The 17283-nt window shown below is 61.3% G+C and carries 16 protein-coding genes; 13 read left to right on the top strand and 3 right to left on the bottom strand.

From position 1 onward, the window contains the following. Positions 1–23: 23 nt before the first annotated feature. Positions 24–1934: an NAD(P)/FAD-dependent oxidoreductase gene (locus tag V8N38_RS19245; RefSeq protein ID WP_060425032.1), complete on the top strand. Its 1911-nt coding sequence runs from the start codon at positions 24–26 to the stop codon at positions 1932–1934. Then, on the top strand, positions 1931–3115 hold the full coding sequence (locus V8N38_RS19240) for a c-type cytochrome (RefSeq protein ID WP_087762405.1): 1185 nt from the start codon (positions 1931–1933) through the stop codon (positions 3113–3115). The genes V8N38_RS19245 and V8N38_RS19240 overlap by 4 nt, the downstream gene beginning before the upstream one ends. Positions 3116–3152: 37 nt before the next feature. Here V8N38_RS19240 and hmpA read toward each other — a convergent pair whose 3' ends face one another. Then, positions 3153–4343 carry an NO-inducible flavohemoprotein gene (gene hmpA / locus V8N38_RS19235; protein ID WP_087762406.1) on the bottom strand — a complete coding sequence of 397 codons (1191 nt, stop codon included), beginning with the start codon at positions 4341–4343 and terminating at the stop codon, positions 3153–3155. A gap of 357 nt (positions 4344–4700) precedes the next feature. On the opposite strand from hmpA, the gene glyA reads away from it, so the two are divergent. After that, positions 4701–5954: a serine hydroxymethyltransferase gene (glyA, locus tag V8N38_RS19230; RefSeq protein WP_004941389.1), complete on the top strand. Its 1254-nt coding sequence runs from the start codon at positions 4701–4703 to the stop codon at positions 5952–5954. A 157-nt stretch (positions 5955–6111) separates the two neighbouring features. Then, a complete protein-coding gene (locus V8N38_RS19225) occupies positions 6112–7257 on the top strand; it encodes a 3-phenylpropionate MFS transporter (protein WP_038874523.1) in 1146 nt (381 codons plus the stop codon). Here V8N38_RS19225 and csiE read toward each other — a convergent pair whose 3' ends face one another. Beyond that, positions 7258–8523 carry a stationary phase inducible protein CsiE gene (gene csiE, locus V8N38_RS19220; RefSeq protein ID WP_147840199.1) on the bottom strand — a complete coding sequence of 422 codons (1266 nt, stop codon included), beginning with the start codon at positions 8521–8523 and terminating at the stop codon, positions 7258–7260. 182 nt (positions 8524–8705) lie between these two features. Between csiE and V8N38_RS19215 the strand changes: the two genes are divergently transcribed. Together V8N38_RS19215 and V8N38_RS19210 are read left to right on the top strand one after the other, a co-directional pair. After that, the gene (locus V8N38_RS19215) at positions 8706–9341 is read left to right on the top strand and encodes a DUF1007 family protein (protein ID WP_033651572.1); all 636 of its coding nucleotides are present in this window, start codon (positions 8706–8708) and stop codon (positions 9339–9341) included. Continuing rightward, positions 9332–10354 (top strand): nickel/cobalt transporter, encoded by a 1023-nt coding sequence (locus V8N38_RS19210; protein ID WP_049200710.1) that lies wholly within the window; start codon positions 9332–9334, stop codon positions 10352–10354. The genes V8N38_RS19215 and V8N38_RS19210 overlap by 10 nt, the downstream gene beginning before the upstream one ends. Positions 10355–10410: 56 nt before the next feature. On the opposite strand, the gene suhB is transcribed toward V8N38_RS19210, so the two are convergent. After that, complete coding sequence (gene suhB, locus V8N38_RS19205; RefSeq protein ID WP_004941400.1) at positions 10411–11214, bottom strand: inositol-1-monophosphatase; 804 nt, start codon at positions 11212–11214, stop codon at positions 10411–10413. A gap of 119 nt (positions 11215–11333) precedes the next feature. On the opposite strand from suhB, the gene trmJ reads away from it, so the two are divergent. The 7 genes from trmJ (at position 11334) to hscA (ending at position 17281) form a co-directional block, all read left to right on the top strand. After that, complete coding sequence (gene trmJ, locus V8N38_RS19200) at positions 11334–12068, top strand: tRNA (cytosine(32)/uridine(32)-2'-O)-methyltransferase TrmJ (RefSeq protein WP_025303916.1); 735 nt, start codon at positions 11334–11336, stop codon at positions 12066–12068. 193 nt (positions 12069–12261) lie between these two features. After that, positions 12262–12756, top strand: a complete 495-nt coding sequence (gene iscR, locus V8N38_RS19195) for a Fe-S cluster assembly transcriptional regulator IscR (protein ID WP_004941404.1) — start codon at positions 12262–12264, stop codon at positions 12754–12756. Positions 12757–12810: 54 nt separating this feature from the next. Next, positions 12811–14025 (top strand): cysteine desulfurase, encoded by a 1215-nt coding sequence (iscS, locus tag V8N38_RS19190; RefSeq protein ID WP_015378780.1) that lies wholly within the window; start codon positions 12811–12813, stop codon positions 14023–14025. 24 nt (positions 14026–14049) lie between these two features. After that, the gene (gene iscU / locus V8N38_RS19185) at positions 14050–14436 is read left to right on the top strand and encodes a Fe-S cluster assembly scaffold IscU (protein ID WP_004941408.1); all 387 of its coding nucleotides are present in this window, start codon (positions 14050–14052) and stop codon (positions 14434–14436) included. A gap of 54 nt (positions 14437–14490) precedes the next feature. Then, positions 14491–14814: an iron-sulfur cluster assembly protein IscA gene (iscA, locus tag V8N38_RS19180; RefSeq protein WP_004941410.1), complete on the top strand. Its 324-nt coding sequence runs from the start codon at positions 14491–14493 to the stop codon at positions 14812–14814. Positions 14815–14876: 62 nt separating this feature from the next. Further along, positions 14877–15398, top strand: a complete 522-nt coding sequence (gene hscB / locus V8N38_RS19175; RefSeq protein WP_004941412.1) for a co-chaperone HscB — start codon at positions 14877–14879, stop codon at positions 15396–15398. Between the two features lie 32 nt (positions 15399–15430). Beyond that, positions 15431–17281 (top strand): Fe-S protein assembly chaperone HscA, encoded by a 1851-nt coding sequence (hscA, locus tag V8N38_RS19170; protein ID WP_147840198.1) that lies wholly within the window; start codon positions 15431–15433, stop codon positions 17279–17281. Positions 17282–17283 lie beyond the last annotated feature (2 nt).

Here is a 17283-nt window from a genome sequence, read left to right as displayed (position 1 = left end):
ATAAAAATTGAAAGGAAGCCTATATGGGTATCACCAGACGCGATTTTCTCAACGGGGTGGCGATCACCATCGCCGCCGGGTTGACGCCGCTGCAAATCTTGCGCGCGTCGCCGCAAACCGCCAATCAAACCCTGTACTACCCGCCGGCGCTGACCGGGCTGCGGGGTAACCATCCGGGCTCGTTCGAGCATGCGCACCAGCTGGGGCGCGACGGTAAAACCTTTGATTTCGGCAGCGTACCCGCCGTTGAAGAGTTCGATCTGGTGGTGGTCGGCGCCGGCATCAGCGGGCTGGCGGCCGCCTGCTTCTGGCAGCAGCTAAAAGGCGAGCAGCAGCGCATTTTGCTGATCGACAACCATGACGACTTCGGCGGCCACGCCAAGCGCAACGAATTCAACACCGACGACGGCATGCTGCTCGGCTACGGCGGCAGCGAATCGCTGCAGTCGCCGCGCTCCAACTTCAGCCCGGTGGCGATGGGGCTGCTGCGCAAGCTCGGCGTCGATATCGACCAACTGGAGCAGGCGTTTGACACCACTTTCTACCCGGATCTGAACCTGAGCCGCGGGGTTTACTTCGATCGCAAGAACTTCGGCGTCGACAAGGTGGTGAGCGGCGATCCGGGCCGCACGGTGGCGGACGACATTCCGCGCGATCGCCTCAACGGCCGCTCTTATGAAGCGTTCATCGGTGATTTCCCGCTGCCGGAAAGCGATCGCCAGGCGCTGATCGCGCTGCATACGGTGGAGAAAGATTATCTGCCGGAGATGACGCTGGAGCAGAAGGTCGAATGGCTCGATACCCACAGCTACACCCAGTTCCTGCGTGAAAAAGTGGGCCTGAGCGAGCTGGCGATCCGTTATTTCCAGCAGACCACCAACGACTTCCAGGCGGTGGGCATCGACGGCACGTCGTGCAGCGATGCGCGCATCTGCGATCTGCCGGGCCTCGGCGGCATGAATCTGCCGCCGCTGGACGAAGAGTCGCAGGCGGATCTCGACGATCCTTACGTGTTCCACTTCCCGGACGGCAACGCCACGCTGACGCGCCTGATGGTGCGCAAGCTGATCCCGGCGGTGGCGCCGGCCGGCAAAGACATGAACGACGTGGTGCTGGCCAAATTTGACTACAGCCAGCTCGATCGGCCGGAGTCGCCGGTGAAGCTGCGTTTGAACAGCACCGGGCTGCACGCGGCCAACGTCGGCGACAAGGTGGAAGTCACCTATATGACCGGCGAGAAGATGACCAAGGTGCGCGCCGGGCAGGTGGTGATGGCCGGCTACAACATGATGATCCCGTACCTGGTGCCGGAGATGTCACACGAGCAGCAGGAGGCGCTCAAGCAGAACGTCAAGGCGCCGTTGGTGTACAGCAAAGTGGTGATCCGCAACTGGCAGCCGTTCATCAAGCTGGGCGTGCACGAAATTTATTCGCCGGCCGCGCCGTACAGCCGCGTGAAGCTGGACTACCCGGTGAGCATGGGCGGGTATCAGCACCCGCGCGATCCGGATCGGCCAATCGGTCTGCATATGGTGTACGTGCCGACGCTGCCGGGCAGCGGCCTCAGCCCGCGCGAGCAGTCGCGCAAAGGGCGCGCGCTGCTGCTGGGCACGCCGTTCGAGGTGCATGAGCAGATGATCCGCGAACAGCTGCAGGGCATGCTGGGCGAGGCGGGTTTCGACCATCAGCGCGATATTCAGGCGATCACCGTCAACCGCTGGTCGCACGGTTATTCCTACTTCCTCAACGGGCTGTTTGACGATGAAGAAGAAGCCAAGAAAATCATCGAAACGGCGCGGCAGCCGATCGGCAAGATCGTTATCGCCAACTCCGATTCTGACTGGAGCCCGTACGCCAACTCGGCGATCGATCAGGCGTGGCGCGCGGTGAACGAACTGGCCTACGGCAAGGTTGCCGCCAAGGAGGGAGCATGAGTCTGCGTTCGCTGTACCTGTTGAGCCTGCTGGCGGCCGGCGGCTCGGCCCAGGCGATGTCGGCCGGGGAATATGTCGCCAAGGCCGGCGACTGCACCGCCTGCCACACCGCGCCGGGCGGCGCTGAACTGGCGGGCGGCATGAAGTTCCCGACGCCGCTCGGGGCTATCTACGCCACCAACATCACGCCGGACAAGCTGCACGGCATCGGCGCCTATTCGTTCGAAGAGTTCGATCGCGCCATGCGCCAGGGGATAGCCAAAGACGGTCACCGGCTCTACCCGGCGATGCCGTATACCTCGTACGCCAAAATGAGCGCGGAAGACATGCGCGCGCTGTATGACTACCTGATGAATGAGGTGCCGGCGCAGAACGTCGCCAACCGGGACAGCGACATCAGCTGGCCGCTGTCGATGCGCTGGCCGCTGGCGGTGTGGAACCAGCTGTTCCACGACGACCAGCCGTATCAGGCAGATCCGCAGCAAAGCGCCGAGTGGAACCGCGGCGCCTACCTGGTGCAGGGCGCGGGCCATTGCGGCAGCTGCCACACGCCGCGCGGCTGGGCGATGCAAGAGAAGGGGCTGGACGGTAAGGAGCCGGTGTTCCTGAGCGGCGCCGAGCTGGACGGCTGGTACGCCTCCAATCTGCGCGGCCTGCCGCCGGAAGAGGTGACGGCGCTGCTGAAAACCGGCCGCAGCCGCCATGCGGCGGTCGCCGGGCCGATGAGCGAGGTGGTGACCCACAGTACGCAGTATCTCAGCGACGGCGATTTGAACGCCATCGCGGTGTACCTGCGCAGCCTGGCGCCGGAAACCGCCGCCAAAGCCGCTGCGCCAGCCACGCAGGCGAATAATCCGGGCGGCAAGGCGACCTACGCGATGTACTGCTCGACCTGCCACGGCAACAAGGGCGAGGGCACCGATTTTGTCATTCCGGCGCTGGCGGGCAATGCCACGGTAACGGCGGACAATCCGCTGACCGCGCTGCGGGTAGTGCTGGAAGGGGCGCATACCCCGGCCACGCAGCAGGCGATGGCGTTCGATATGCCGGCTTACGGCTGGGCGTTGAACGATCGGCAGGCGGCGGATCTGATGAGCTATCTGCGGGGAAGCTGGGGCAACCAGGCGGCGCCGGTGACGGTGCAGCAGGTGCAGGACGCGCGCCAGCTGCAGGCGAAATGAGGGGGGAGCGCGGTCTGACGGCCGCGCTCCGCAAGCATTACAGCACCTTATGCGGGCCGAAACATTCGTAGTGGATGCGTTCGGCCTCTACGCCCATCTCCAGCAGTTGTTTGCCCACGAACTGCATGAAGGCCACCGGGCCGCAGAAGTAATAGTGCATCTGCGGATCGGCCAGGCTGCCTTGCAGCGCGCTCAAATCCATCAATCCGCGGCTGTGGTAGTCGCGGCCTTCCACGTCATCGGCAGCCGGCTCGCGGTACCACACATGGCGGCTCAGATTCGGCATACGCCCGGCAATATCCGCTACCTCATCGGCAAAGGCGTGCACGCTGCCGTTTTCCGCCGCGTGCAGCCAGTGGACCTGCGCCTGATGCTGGTTGTCGTGCAGGGTGTTGAGCATGCCGAGCATCGGGGTTTGGCCGACGCCGGCGGAGATCAGCGCCACCGGCGTGGTCGGCGCCACGTCGAGGAAGAAGTCGCCGTGCGGCGGGGCGATGTAGATCACGTCGCCTTCCTGCGCCTGCCGGTGCAGGTAGTTGGACACTTTCCCCTGATCTTCGCGCTTCACCGCGATGCGGTAGAACTCGCCGTTCGGCGAGGTGGTCAGCGAGTACTGGCGAATTTCCTGATGCTCCAGGCTGTCGTGCTTGATGTAGACCGCCAGGTATTGCCCCGGTTTGAAGTCCGCCACCCGGCCGCCGTCCACCGGCGCCAGCACGAAGCTGCAGATCACGTCGCTCTGCGGCTGTTTCTTCAGGATGCGGAACGCGCGCAGATCGCGCCAGCCGCCGTTGTCGGTTTCGCTCTGCTGATAAATCTGCTCTTCACGCTGGATAAATACGTTGGCCAGCACGCCGTAGGCTTTGCCCCAGGCGTCCAGGACTTCCTGACCCGGGCTGAACATTTCGTCCAGGGTCGCCAGCAGGTGACCGCCGACGATGTTGTACTGCTCCGGCTGGATATTGAAGCTGGTGTGCTTCTGCGCGATGCGCTCCACCGCCGGCAGCAGCGCCGGCAGGTTCTCGATGTTGGCGGCATAGGCGCAGATGGCGTCGAACAGCGCCTGACGCTGATCGCCGTTGCGCTGGTTGCTCATGTTGAAAATGTCTTTCAATTCCGGGTTGTGCGCGAACATGCGATCGTAAAAGTGGGCGGTCAGCTTCGGCCCGGTCGCAGCCAGCAGGGGAATGGTGGATTTCACGGTGGCGATGGTTTGGCTATCCAGCATGGAAGCGCTCCTTGGGTTGGGATCTTGACGATAATTGTAATGATGCATTTTAAATGCATCTTATTGGGTTCCGCGTCGCTTGTAAATACCCTTGTTTTCGTTGCGGTGTTCTTCGGGCGTCGATCGCGCTCACAGAACATGAAAAAAGCGCATCGTTCGCATGAGGAAATGTCCGTTGATAAACGGCGGCGTTTCGCGGATCAAAGCCTTGCGCCACCTTATGCCAATCGTTTGCGTAAAAACCTCTGTCAAGACCTATCTTCGGTGGGGCGAAACGGTTTACACTGTGGCCCAGAACCCAAACGGGTAGTTATTTGGTGATTTTTTAGTTAGCTGATTTAAGTCAGGAGATGCCGGATGTTAAAGCGTGAAATGAACATTGCCGATTACGATGCGGAACTGTGGCGTGCCATGGAGCAGGAAGTGGTGCGTCAGGAAGAGCACATCGAGCTGATCGCGTCTGAGAACTACACCAGCCCGCGCGTGATGCAGGCTCAGGGTTCCCAGCTGACCAACAAATACGCTGAAGGCTATCCGGGCAAGCGTTACTACGGCGGCTGCGAATACGTGGATATCGTTGAGCAGCTGGCTATCGATCGCGCCAAAGAATTGTTCGGCGCCGATTACGCCAACGTGCAGCCGCACTCCGGCTCCCAGGCTAACTTCGCCGTGTACACCGCGCTGCTGCAGCCGGGCGACACCATTCTGGGCATGAACCTGGCGCACGGCGGCCACCTGACCCACGGTTCCCCGGTCAACCTGTCCGGCAAACTGTATAACGTGGTGCCTTACGGCATCGACGACAAAGGCCAAATCGACTATGACGATCTGGCCAAGCAGGCGCAAACCCACAAGCCGAAAATGATCATCGGCGGCTTCTCCGCTTACTCCGGCGTGGTTGATTGGGCCAAAATGCGCGAAATCGCCGACAGCATCGGCGCTTACCTGTTCGTCGACATGGCGCACGTAGCGGGCCTGATCGCCGCCGGCGTGTACCCGAACCCGGTACCGCACGCGCACATCGTCACCACCACCACCCACAAAACCCTGGCGGGCCCGCGCGGCGGCCTGATCCTGGCGAAGGGCGGCGACGAAGAGCTGTACAAGAAGCTGAACTCCGCCGTGTTCCCTGGCGGCCAGGGCGGCCCGCTGATGCACGTGATCGCCGGCAAGGCGGTGGCGCTGAAAGAAGCGATGGAGCCTGAGTTCAAGGTTTACCAGCAGCAAGTGGCGGTCAACGCCAAGGCGATGGTGGAAGTGTTCCTGCAGCGCGGCTACAAAGTGGTCTCCGGCGGCACCCATAACCACCTGTTCCTGCTGGATCTGGTCGACAAAAACCTGACCGGTAAAGAAGCGGACGCTGCCCTGGGCCGCGCCAACATCACCGTCAACAAAAACAGCGTGCCGAACGATCCGAAGAGCCCGTTCGTTACCTCCGGCGTGCGTATCGGCACCCCGGCCGTGACCCGTCGCGGCTTCAAAGAGGCCGACGTGCGCGAACTGGCCGGTTGGATCTGCGATGTGCTGGACAACATCAACGATGAAGCCACCATCGAACGCACCAAGAAGAAAGTGCTGGATATCTGCGCCCGCCTGCCGGTTTACGCATAATCCCGCTTTCGCCCAAAAAAACCCGCTGCGGCGGGTTTTTTTTATGCCCGCCAGCAGCAAACTGTGAACTGTCTGGCACTCTAACGCATTGAAGTGGAATGACGATTGCGGGGCGGTGTGAGCTCTGTCAAAGTATTGCCCTCACTCCGGAGGGATCATGGTTCTGCAATCAACGCGTTGGCTCGCTCTCAGTTATTTCACCTACTTCTTTTCCTATGGCATTTTCTTACCGTTCTGGGGCGTGTGGCTGAAAGGCGAGGGCATCGCGCCGGAAACCATCGGCATGTTGCTCGGTGCCGGCTTGGTGGCCCGCTTCCTCGGCAGTTTACTGATTGCACCCCGCGTTAAAGATCCCTCTCATTTAGTCTCCGCCCTGCGCCTGCTGGCGCTGCTGACCTTGGCCTTCGCGGTCGGCTTTTGCTTTGGCAACGGCTGGGGCTGGCTGATGCTGGTGATAGCGGGGTTCAACCTGTTCTTCTCGCCGCTGGTGCCGCTGACCGACGCGCTGGCCGGCACCTGGCAAAAGCAGATCCGTATGGACTACGGCCGGGTAAGGCTGTGGGGCTCGCTGGCGTTCGTCATCGGCTCGGCGCTGACCGGGCAGCTGGTGGCGGTGTGGGGCCATAACGCCATTCTTTACAGCCTGATCTTCAGCGTGTTGGCGATGCTGCTGGGCATGTTGCTGAAGCCGAGCGTCATGCCGCAGGGCGAAGCGCGCACGCACAGCGGAGCTGAGCGCTCGCTGTGGGCACTGCTGAAAGAAGGGCCGGTCTGGCGATTCCTGTTGTGCGTCACGCTGCTACAGGGGGCGCATGCCGGCTACTACAGCTTCGGCTCCATTTACTGGCAGGAGGCGGGCTATTCGGCCTCGACCATCGGCTATCTGTGGTCGCTCGGCGTAGTGGCGGAGGTGATTATTTTCGCCAGCAGCAACGTGCTGTTCCGCCGCTGGAATGCGCGCAACCTGCTGTTGCTCTCCGCCTGCTGCGGCGTGCTGCGCTGGAGCCTGATGGCCTACAGCACCGAGCTGGGCTGGCTGCTGCTGATCCAGATCCTGCACTGCGGCACCTTCACCGTCTGCCATCTGGCGGCGATGCGCTTTATCGCCGCACGCCAGGGGCAAGAGGTGATCCGGCTGCAGGCGGTGTATTCGGCGCTGGCGATGGGCGGTGGCATCGCCGTCATGACGGTCATTGCCGGGTTCCTGTTCGAACATTGGCAGGGTGGGGTATTCTGGGTGATGGCGGCGGTCGCGGTGCCGGCCTTGTTCATCCGGCCGCCGGCGGTCAGCGTCAGCCGCTGATTAAGGGGCTTCCAGCAGCGCGCGGATCGCCTGGCGCTGCCGGGTTTCCAGCGGCAGTTCGGTATAGATTAGCGGCGGGTGCGGATCGCTGTGCACCGCCGCATAAGGGGTGATCACCAGCATGACGCCCTGTGGCGCGCCGCCGCGCAGATAGTCGCTCAGCGGCAGATACTTGATGTTCAGCGGCAGCAGCGTGAGCTCGCGGATCTGGTATTCCACTTCTTCTTCCAACTGCGGGTTGTCCAGCGTCAGCAGCAGCACCTGTTTTTCTTGCAGCGCGTTGTCCTGCATCAGCCAGGCGCCGAAGCTGATGGCCACCAGGCCGGCCTCCTCATTGGAAAAATGCACGCCGTATTCCTGCTCCAGCGGTTTCAGCGCTTCCTGCGTGGTGCGCATCAGCCGCGGGTATTTGCGCACCACTTCTTCCAGCAGCATATTGTCGATGCCGATGGCGAAACGGCAGCGCTCCAGCGCCGGCGCCAGATGGGCAAACAGCTGGCTGACCAGCTCCGTTTTGCTGCTGAAGGCCATGCCGGAAAGTTGCTGGAAGCGCTCGACCATGCTGTCGATGGCCGTCATCAGCCGCTGTTCCTGCGCGGAGTCGTTGCTGTGGTAGCTGTGATTTTTCAACATGGTAAACGTCAGCGCCAAAAAATCGCGCTCGTCTGCCTGCGGCGGCTGATTAAACAGCCGGTTGCAGGCCTGATGCAGCCAGGCGGCGGCCTGCTGCTCCGGTTTTTGCCGCAGCCAGTCACGCTGAACGGCGTCGAAACGCGGATGCTGCCGCAGGCGATTTTGCCAGGCGCAGTAGAGCAGATAATGCTGCAGGAATTGGCGGTCGCGTGCATCGAAGCGGCGGTTGAGCAGCGGCTCGCAGGCATCGATCGCCTCTGCCAGCGCAGACGCCGGGGCGGCATCGGCCGCCAGCGCGTGCCGCAGGCGCGGGGCGAAATCGCCTTCAACGAATTGCGGGCTGCAGCGCAGGGCCCGCCGCAGCCAATGGATCAGGCACAGGCGCTGGTCGAGCGTGCTGCCCCGCAGTTGGTAACCACGATCGTGATCGACGGCGATCTCCAGGTGGTGGAAACGCTGGATTTCACTGGCCACCTCGGCTATATCTTGCCGGGTTATCGGGGGGGCGACGCCGTTGATTCGGCTCAGGGTCTCCAGCTGTAACTCGGGCTCCGGCGTGTACAGCATCAGCAGCAGATGGCAGCGCCGTTGTTGTCCGGAGAGCTCGGGCACGGGAGAGGTGTCCAGGCTCATTATCACCTTCCGGCATAAAAGGTTGCGATTATGCCTAAGCATAGCAAAAGGCTTTGTAATGGCAGGGTTACCGCGCGGCTTTTACTTCGGCTTACAACTTTCGTCACAAATATCGCCGGGAGAGGCGGGCCGTTCGGTATTTATTTGTGTTACGTTATAACAAATGCAGGTAAGACAGGATAATGATGAAGTTACGTCGTCTTTTGGCTGCCTTCGGCGCCGTGTTCAGCGCCGGTGCGATCGCGCATCCGCACAGCTTTATCGACATGAATACCACCTTCGTCGCCAAAGACCAGCGGCTGGTCGGCCTGAAAATGGTGTGGGTGATGGATGAAATCACCTCGGCGGATCTGCTCTACGATGCGAAAAACGCCAAGAGCGATTCTGAAGTGTGGAAAAAGCTGGCGGCGGAAGTGATGGCCAACGTGCTGGGGCAGCACTATTTCACCGATCTTTACCGCGACGGCAAGCCGGTGAAATACCTGAACTTGCCCAGCGAATATCACCTGTCGCGCCAGGGCAATCAGGCGGTGCTGGAGTTCGTGCTGCCGTTGGCCGAGCCACAGCCGCTGGCGGGCAAGCCGTTCGAACTTTCTACTTACGATCCGACTTATTTCGTGGATATGACCTATAAAGACCAAAATGCGCTGCATCTGCCGCCGGAGATGGCGCAGCTGTGTAGCTATAAGCTGATGACGCCGAAGCCGAATGCGTCGCTGCAGGCCTATGCGCTGTCGCTCGACAAGAACGACTCGCCCGGTGAAGACCTGGCGCTGGGGCAGCAGTTCGCCCAGCGGGTGACGCTGCAATGTCGTTAAATTTCTCACCTCCGACGACGAGCCGACGCCACTGGGCCTTCGGCCTGTGGCCGCTGCTGCCGTTCACGCTGGCGTTGGCGGCCGCCGCGCTGCTGGCGTGGCACTATTGGCCGCAACTGCTGATGCAGAGCGTGGTATGGCAAAAAGCGCTGCACCAGCAGATGGCGGGGCTGTTGCAGCAGGTGAAGGCCGCGCCGCAGCAGGCCGGGCTGGCGCTGATGCTGTTCAGCCTCGGCTATGGCGTCTTGCATGCGCTCGGCCCCGGCCACGGCAAAGTGGTGATCGCCACCTACCTGGCTACCCATCCGGCGCGGCTGAAAAGCAGCCTGAAGCTGACCTTCGCCGCCTCGCTGGTGCAGGGTGGGGTAGCGATCGCGCTGGTCACGCTGATGCTGGTGGTATTGCAGCTCTCTTCGCGCCAGCTGCACCAAAGCAGCTTCTGGCTGGAGAAGGGCAGCTTTATTCTGGTGATGCTGCTTGGCGTGCTGCTGAGTTGGCGCGCGCTGAAACGCCTGTTTGCGGCGATCAAGGCGATGCGCCCGGCGCCGGCGCTGCGCATCAACAGCCTGACGCCGCTGGCGGCGGATCATGTGCACAGCGCCCACTGCGGCTGCGGCCACCGGCATCTGCCGAGCGACAGCGAGCTGCAGGCGGGAAGCGACTGGCGCACTCAGGCCGCCATCGTGCTGGCGATGGGCATGCGCCCCTGTTCGGGGGCGATTTTGGTGCTGCTGTTCTCCAAGGTGATCGGCGTGTTCGGCTGGGGAGTGATCTCCGCGCTGGCGATGGCGTTCGGCACCTCGTTGACCATCTCGATGCTGGCGCTGCTGGTGCATTACAGTCGCCGGCTGGCGGTGCGCCTCAGCCGTTCGCGTGCCCCCGCCGCCTGGAGCGCGGTGGCCTGGGGGGCGCTGGCGTTAGCCGGCGGCCTGATCCTGTTGGCTGCAGGGCTGTTGCTGTACGTCAGCGCGCAGCCGGAATTCGGCGGCGGCATCCGGCCCTTCTCCCGCTAACGGGCATAAAAAAAGCGCTGCATCGGCAGCGCTTTTTTTCGATTCGCTTCTGGCTATTAACGCTTCAGCGCTTCGCTCAGTTCTTCACGCATGGTGGCCAGCATGGCTTTCACTACGCGCGGGTTGCCTGCAACCACGTTGCCGGAGCTGAAGTGGTTGTGGCCACCGACGAAGTCGGTCACCAGGCCGCCGGCTTCACGCACCAGCAGTTCGCCCGCGGCGAAATCCCACGGCTTCAGGCCGATTTCGAAGAACCCGTCTACGCGGCCGGCGGCCACATAGGCCAGATCCAGCGCGGCGGAACCGGTGCGGCGGAAGTCTGCACACTGGGTGAACAGTTTGCCGACGATGTTGATGTAAGGCGTTGCGTGCTGCTTGACCTTGAACGGGAAGCCGGTCGCCAGGATGGTGCCATCCAGATCTTTGGCGTTGGTGCCGCGCAGGCGGTAACCGTTGAGCTGTGCGCCCTGGCCGCGAGTGGCGGTGAACAGTTCGTTGCGCATCGGATCGTAGACCACGGCCACTTCAGTACGGCCTTTGATGCGTACGGCGATGGAAACGGAGAAATGAGGGAAACGTTTGATGAAGTTTGCAGTGCCATCCAGTGGATCGATCACCCATTGCACATCGCGATCTTCGCCGATCAGCTCACCGCGTTCTTCGCTCACGATACTGTGTTGCGGATAAGACTTGCGGATGACGTCGATGATCAGATGCTCTGCATCGCGATCGACGTTGGTGACGAAGTCATTGGTCCCTTTCTGGCTCGCTTCTACAGCGTCCGGGGTTTCGTAGTTTTTGGCAATCAGGTTACCGGCCTTGCGCGCAGCGCGCACGGCGATAGTCAGCATCGGATGCATGGGTATCTTCCAACTAGGATGTTAAAGAACAGGAAACGGCGCGAAGTATAGCAGCTGTTCGGCAAATTGCCTATGGCTGTGTTAAGATGCTGCGATTTTCCGCCACGCTCAGAGTTTGTATGCTGCACAATATCCGCATTGTTCTGGTAGAGACTTCACATACCGGCAACATGGGCTCGACCGCCAGAGCCATGAAAACCATGGGTTTAACCAACCTTTATCTGGTTAATCCGCTGATCAAACCCGACTCTCAGGCCATCGCCCTGGCCGCCGGTGCCAGCGACGTGATCGGCAACGCCACTATCGTCGATACCCTCGATGACGCCATCGCCGGCTGTAGCCTGGTGGTGGGCACCAGCGCACGTTCTCGCACCTTGCCGTGGCCGATGCTGGAGCCGCGTGAATGCGGCGTGCGCGCGGTGCACGAGGGCGAACACGCGCCGGTGGCGCTGGTGTTCGGCCGCGAACGCGTCGGGTTGACCAACGATGAACTGCAGAAGTGCCACTACCACGTCGCCATTCCGGCCAACCCGGACTACAGCTCGCTGAACCTGGCGATGGCGGTGCAGATACTGGCGTATGAAGTGCGCGTGGCTTACCTCGATCGCCAACAGGCGGGCGCGCCGCAGCTGGAAGAGACGCCGTATCCGCTGGTGGATGACCTCGAGCGTTTCTATCAGCATCTGGAGCAGACGCTGCAGCGCACCGGCTTTATTCGCCCGTCCCATCCGGGGCAGGTGATGAGCCGCCTGCGTCGGCTGTTCACCCGCGCGCGCCCGGAAGGGCAGGAGCTGAATATCCTGCGCGGCATGCTGACGTCGATCGAGAAACAGGATAAACATCAAGGTAATTAATTGATGTGGCATAACGGTGGGCGACAATAGTATTAGTTATCCAAAGGTTATAACATGTATTTTATATACCTTTGTTCTTGCTAAGTTCAAAACGTGCTAATACTTGAGTCAATTACTAGGTTAAATAGTTGACTGTTTTACTCAGGAATGTCAGACTTTCGGCCATATTTGACCAACAGGTAACCATTGAGCTATGAGACTGACATCCAAAGGCCGTTATGCCGTAACCGCTATGCTTGACGTAGCGCTGCATTCCCAGGAAGGGCCGGTACCACTGGCGGACATTTCCGAACGCCAGGGTATTTCGCTCTCTTATCTGGAACAATTATTCTCCCGTCTGCGCAAGAACGGCCTGGTGGCCAGCGTGCGTGGTCCGGGCGGTGGTTATCTGCTGGGTAAAGACGCGGGTGAGATCGCCGTTGGCGCTGTCATCACTGCCGTCGATGAATCGGTAGATGCAACCCGTTGCCAGGGCAAAGAAGGCTGTCAGGGCGGCGATCGCTGCTTGACCCACGCCCTGTGGCGCGATCTGAGCGAGCGCATCAGCGGGTTCCTGAACAACATTACGCTGGCAGAACTGGTCAATAACCAGGAAGTGCTGGTGGTGGCGGATCGTCAAAACAACGATACGCGCCGCACGGCCAACGGTCGTCCGCAAGAAACTATCAACGTTAATCTGCGCGCATAAGCAGCTGGCGAAATTTTTTTAGTTTTTGGAAGTGATGTACGGAGCACAAGAGCAATGAAATTACCGATTTATCTGGATTACTCAGCAACGACGCCGGTCGACCCGCGCGTTGCTGAGAAGATGATGCAGTTTTTGACCCTGGACGGCACTTTCGGCAACCCGGCTTCCCGTTCCCACCGTTTTGGTTGGCAGGCGGAAGAGGCGGTAGACATCGCCCGTAACCAAATCGCCGAACTGGTGGGCGCCGACCCACGCGAAATCGTCTTCACCTCCGGGGCGACCGAATCCGACAACCTGGCGATCAAAGGCGCTGCCAATTTCTACCAGAAAAAAGGCAAGCACATCATCACCAGCAAAACCGAACACAAAGCCGTGCTGGACACCTGCCGTCAGCTGGAGCGCGAAGGGTTTGAAGTGACCTACCTGGCGCCGCAGAGCAACGGCATCATCAGCCTGCAGGATCTCGAAGCGGCGATGCGCGATGACACCATTCTGGTCTCCATCATGCACGTCAATAACGAAATCGGCGTGGTGCAGGATATCGAAGCGATCGGCGAAATGTGCCGCGCGCGCGGTATCATCTACCACGTTGACGCCACCCAGAGCGTGGGCAAACTGCCTATCGATCTGAGCAAGCTGAAAGTCGACCTGATGTCGTTCTCCGGCCACAAAATCTATGGCCCGAAAGGCATCGGCGCGCTGTACGTGCGCCGCAAGCCGCGCATCCGCATCGAAGCGCAGGTACACGGCGGCGGTCACGAGCGCGGCATGCGTTCCGGCACCCTGCCTGTCCACCAGATCGTCGGCATGGGCGAAGCTTACCGCATCGCCAAAGAAGAGATGACCGAAGAGATGGCGCGTCTGCGCACCCTGCGCGATCGTCTGTGGAACGGCGTGAAAGATATGGAAGAAGTGTATCTGAACGGCGATCTGGAGCACGGCGCACCGAACATCCTGAACGTCAGCTTCAACTACGTTGAAGGCGAGTCGCTGATCATGGCGCTGAAAGACCTGGCCGTTTCTTCCGGTTCAGCCTGTACCTCCGCCAGCCTCGAGCCGTCCTACGTGCTGCGCGCGCTGGGCATGAGCGATGAATTGGCGCACAGCTCGATCCGTTTCTCTCTGGGGCGTTTCACCACGGAAGAAGAGATCGACTACACCATTCAACTGGTGCGTAAATCCATCGGCCGTCTGCGCGATCTGTCCCCGCTGTGGGAGATGTTCAAGCAGGGCGTGGACATCAACAGCATCGAATGGGCGCATCATTAATTCTCAGGTTTCAGGAGCAAGGTCATGGCTTACAGCGAAAAAGTAATCGATCATTATGAAAACCCGCGCAACGTGGGTTCTTTCGACAACGAAGATCCTACCGTCGGCAGCGGCATGGTAGGGGCGCCGGCCTGCGGCGACGTGATGAAGCTGCAGATCAAGGTTAACGATGAAGGCATCATCGAAGACGCGCGCTTTAAAACTTACGGCTGCGGTTCCGCCATCGCCTCCAGCTCGCTGGTGACCGAATGGATGAAAGGCAAGTCGCTCGATCAGGCTGAAGCGATCAAAAACACCCAGATCGCCGAAGAGCTGGAATTGCCGCCGGTCAAAATTCACTGCTCGATCCTGGCTGAAGACGCCATCAAAGCAGCGATTGCCGACTATAAGAGCAAGCATAGCGCCAAGTAATTTGTCTGAGTCGGCCCGGCTGCGCCGGGCTTTGATGTGAAGTGTGAGGTTGTGATGTCTATTACCATGAGCGACAGCGCTGCGCAGCGTGTTCAGGCGTTTTTGACGAACCGCGGCAAAGGTCTCGGCCTGCGTCTGGGAGTGCGAACTTCCGGCTGCTCCGGGATGGCGTACGTGCTGGAATTTGTTGACGAAGCCAACGATGACGACATCGTGTTTGAAGACAAAGGCATCAAGGTGATCATCGACGGCAAGAGCCTGGTCTACCTTGACGGCACCGAGCTTGATTTCGTTAAGGAAGGCCTGAACGAAGGCTTCAAGTTCAACAACCCGAACGTCTCAAGCGAATGCGGCTGCGGCGAGAGTTTCAACGTCTGACAGTCCATCGTGCTCCCCCGTTTCGGCGGGGGAACTTCATCCGCTAACGCCCAGAGCACGCTATGGATTACTTTACTTTATTCGGGCTGCCAGTTCGCTACACCGTGGACGGCAGCCTGCTTGCGTCCCGCTTCCAGGATCTGCAGCGCCAATTCCACCCCGATCGTTTCGCCAACCAGCCGGAGCGCGAACGCCTGATGGCGTTGCAGCAGGCGGCGACCATCAACGAAGCCTACCAGGCGCTGAAGCACCCGTTAAAACGCGCGGAGTATATGCTATCTTTGCACGGCTTCGATCTGGGCAACGAACAGCATACGATGCGCGACACCGCGTTCCTGATGGAACAGCTGGAACTGCGCGAAGAGCTCGACGCCATTGAGCGCAAGCCGGAGGCGGAAAGCCTGCTGGCCGATTTCGGCGCGCGGCTGGCCGTCTCCATCAAGCAGCGCAGCGCGCTGATGCTGCAGCAGTTGGACAGTGAACAGTGGGCGGATGCCGCCGACACCGTGCGCAAGCTGCGCTTTTTGGACAAACTCCAGCAACAGGTTGAACAACTCGAAGAAAAACTGCTGGGTTTTGAGTAACACCTTCTGATTCTGATTGTGGAAGCTTCAACATGGCCTTATTACAAATTAGTGAGCCTGGCCTCAGCGCCGCGCCGCACCAGCGACGTCTGGCCGCCGGCATCGACTTAGGCACCACCAACTCGCTGGTCGCCACGGTGCGCAGCGGGCAAGCGGAAACGCTGGCCGACGAACAGGGCCGCCATTTGCTGCCTTCGGTGGTGCATTATCAGGCGGACGCGCAGCGCGTCGGCTGGGAGGCGCGCCAACAGGCGGCGCAGGATCCGGCCAATACCGTCAGCTCCATCAAACGCATGATGGGCCGCTCGTTGGCGGACGTGCAGCAACGTTACCCGAACTTGCCTTATCAATTCCAGGCCAGCAACAACGGCCTGCCGCTGATCGTCACCGCCGCCGGCCCGGTTAACCCGGTCGGCGTCTCCGCCGATATCCTGCGGGCCCTGTCCGCGCGCGCGCAAGCGGCGCTGGAAGGCGAGCTGGATGGCGTGGTGATCACCGTTCCCGCCTACTTCGACGACGCGCAGCGCCAGGGCACCAAAGACGCGGCGCGTCTGGCCGGCCTGCACGTCCTGCGCCTGCTGAATGAACCGACCGCGGCGGCGATCGCCTACGGGCTGGATTCCGGCCAGGAAGGGGTGATCGCGGTTTACGATCTGGGCGGCGGCACCTTTGATATCTCCATTCTGCGCCTCAGCCGCGGCGTGTTCGAAGTGCTGGCCACCGGCGGCGATTCCGCGCTGGGCGGCGACGACTTCGATCACCTGCTGGCCGACTGGCTGCGCGAGCAGGCCGGCGTGGCCGATCGCAGCGACCACGGCGTGCAGCGCCAGCTGCTGGATGCCGCTATCGCCGCCAAAATCGCGTTGAGCGATGCCGACAGCGTGCGCGTTGAGGTAGCCGGCTGGCAGGGCGAGGTGACCCGCGCCCAGTTCGAAGCATTGATCGCTCCGCTGGTGAAACGTACGTTGATGGCTTGCCGCCGCGCGCTGAAAGACGCCGGCGTCGCCGCCGACGAGGTGCTGGAAGCGGTGATGGTCGGCGGTTCCACCCGCGTGCCGCTGGTGCGTGAGCAGGTGGGGGTCTTCTTCGGCCGCACGCCGCTGACGTCGATCGATCCGGATAAAGTGGTCGCCATCGGCGCCGCGATCCAGGCCGACATCCTGGTGGGCAACAAGCCGGACAGCGACATGCTGCTGCTGGACGTGATCCCGCTGTCGCTGGGCCTCGAAACCATGGGCGGCCTGGTGGAGAAAGTGATCCCGCGCAACACCACCATTCCGGTGGCGCGCGCGCAGGAGTTCACCACCTTCAAAGACGGCCAGAGCGCGATGATGATCCACGTGCTGCAGGGCGAGCGTGAGCTGGTGCAGGATTGCCGTTCGCTGGCGCGCTTCACGCTGCGCGGCCTGCCGCCGCTGCCTGCCGGGGGGGCGCACATTCGCGTTACCTTCCAGGTGGATGCCGACGGTCTGCTGAGCGTCACCGCAATGGAGAAATCCACCGGCGTTGAAGCGTCGATCCAGGTCAAGCCGTCGTACGGCCTGTCGGACAGCGAAATCGCCGGCATGATCAAGGATTCGATGGCCAACGCGCAAAGCGACGTGGGCGCGCGCAAGCTGGCGGAGCAACGCGTGGAAGCCGCGCGGGTGCTGGAAAGCCTGCAGGGCGCGCTGGCCACCGACGCCGCGCTGCTGAGCGAGACGGAAAGCCAGGCGATCGCCGCCGCGACCCAGGCGTTGCAGCAGGCGGTGCAGGGGGAAGATCCCGCCGCTATCGAAGACGCCATCAAAACATTAGATGCACAAACGCAAGATTTTGCCGCGCGCCGCATGGACGCTTCCATTCGCCGCGCGCTGGCTGGCCATTCTGTGGATGAGGTTTAACC

This window comes from Serratia nevei (assembly GCF_037948395.1).
In the GTDB taxonomy this organism is placed as follows: Bacteria; Pseudomonadota; Gammaproteobacteria; order Enterobacterales; family Enterobacteriaceae; genus Serratia; species Serratia nevei.
This window is presented reverse-complemented; position numbering and strand designations above follow the sequence as displayed.

Coding starts and splice junctions, on each gene's coding strand:
- V8N38_RS19245 (WP_060425032.1), top strand. CDS start 24: ATGGGTATCACCAGACGCGATTTTCTCAACGGGGTGGCGATCACCATC.
- V8N38_RS19240 (WP_087762405.1), top strand. CDS start 1,931: ATGAGTCTGCGTTCGCTGTACCTGTTGAGCCTGCTGGCGGCCGGCGGC.
- hmpA (WP_087762406.1), bottom strand. CDS start 4,343: ATGCTGGATAGCCAAACCATCGCCACCGTGAAATCCACCATTCCCCTG.
- glyA (WP_004941389.1), top strand. CDS start 4,701: ATGTTAAAGCGTGAAATGAACATTGCCGATTACGATGCGGAACTGTGG.
- V8N38_RS19225 (WP_038874523.1), top strand. CDS start 6,112: ATGGTTCTGCAATCAACGCGTTGGCTCGCTCTCAGTTATTTCACCTAC.
- csiE (WP_147840199.1), bottom strand. CDS start 8,523: ATGAGCCTGGACACCTCTCCCGTGCCCGAGCTCTCCGGACAACAACGG.
- V8N38_RS19215 (WP_033651572.1), top strand. CDS start 8,706: ATGATGAAGTTACGTCGTCTTTTGGCTGCCTTCGGCGCCGTGTTCAGC.
- V8N38_RS19210 (WP_049200710.1), top strand. CDS start 9,332: ATGTCGTTAAATTTCTCACCTCCGACGACGAGCCGACGCCACTGGGCC.
- suhB (WP_004941400.1), bottom strand. CDS start 11,214: ATGCATCCGATGCTGACTATCGCCGTGCGCGCTGCGCGCAAGGCCGGT.
- trmJ (WP_025303916.1), top strand. CDS start 11,334: ATGCTGCACAATATCCGCATTGTTCTGGTAGAGACTTCACATACCGGC.
- iscR (WP_004941404.1), top strand. CDS start 12,262: ATGAGACTGACATCCAAAGGCCGTTATGCCGTAACCGCTATGCTTGAC.
- iscS (WP_015378780.1), top strand. CDS start 12,811: ATGAAATTACCGATTTATCTGGATTACTCAGCAACGACGCCGGTCGAC.
- iscU (WP_004941408.1), top strand. CDS start 14,050: ATGGCTTACAGCGAAAAAGTAATCGATCATTATGAAAACCCGCGCAAC.
- iscA (WP_004941410.1), top strand. CDS start 14,491: ATGTCTATTACCATGAGCGACAGCGCTGCGCAGCGTGTTCAGGCGTTT.
- hscB (WP_004941412.1), top strand. CDS start 14,877: ATGGATTACTTTACTTTATTCGGGCTGCCAGTTCGCTACACCGTGGAC.
- hscA (WP_147840198.1), top strand. CDS start 15,431: ATGGCCTTATTACAAATTAGTGAGCCTGGCCTCAGCGCCGCGCCGCAC.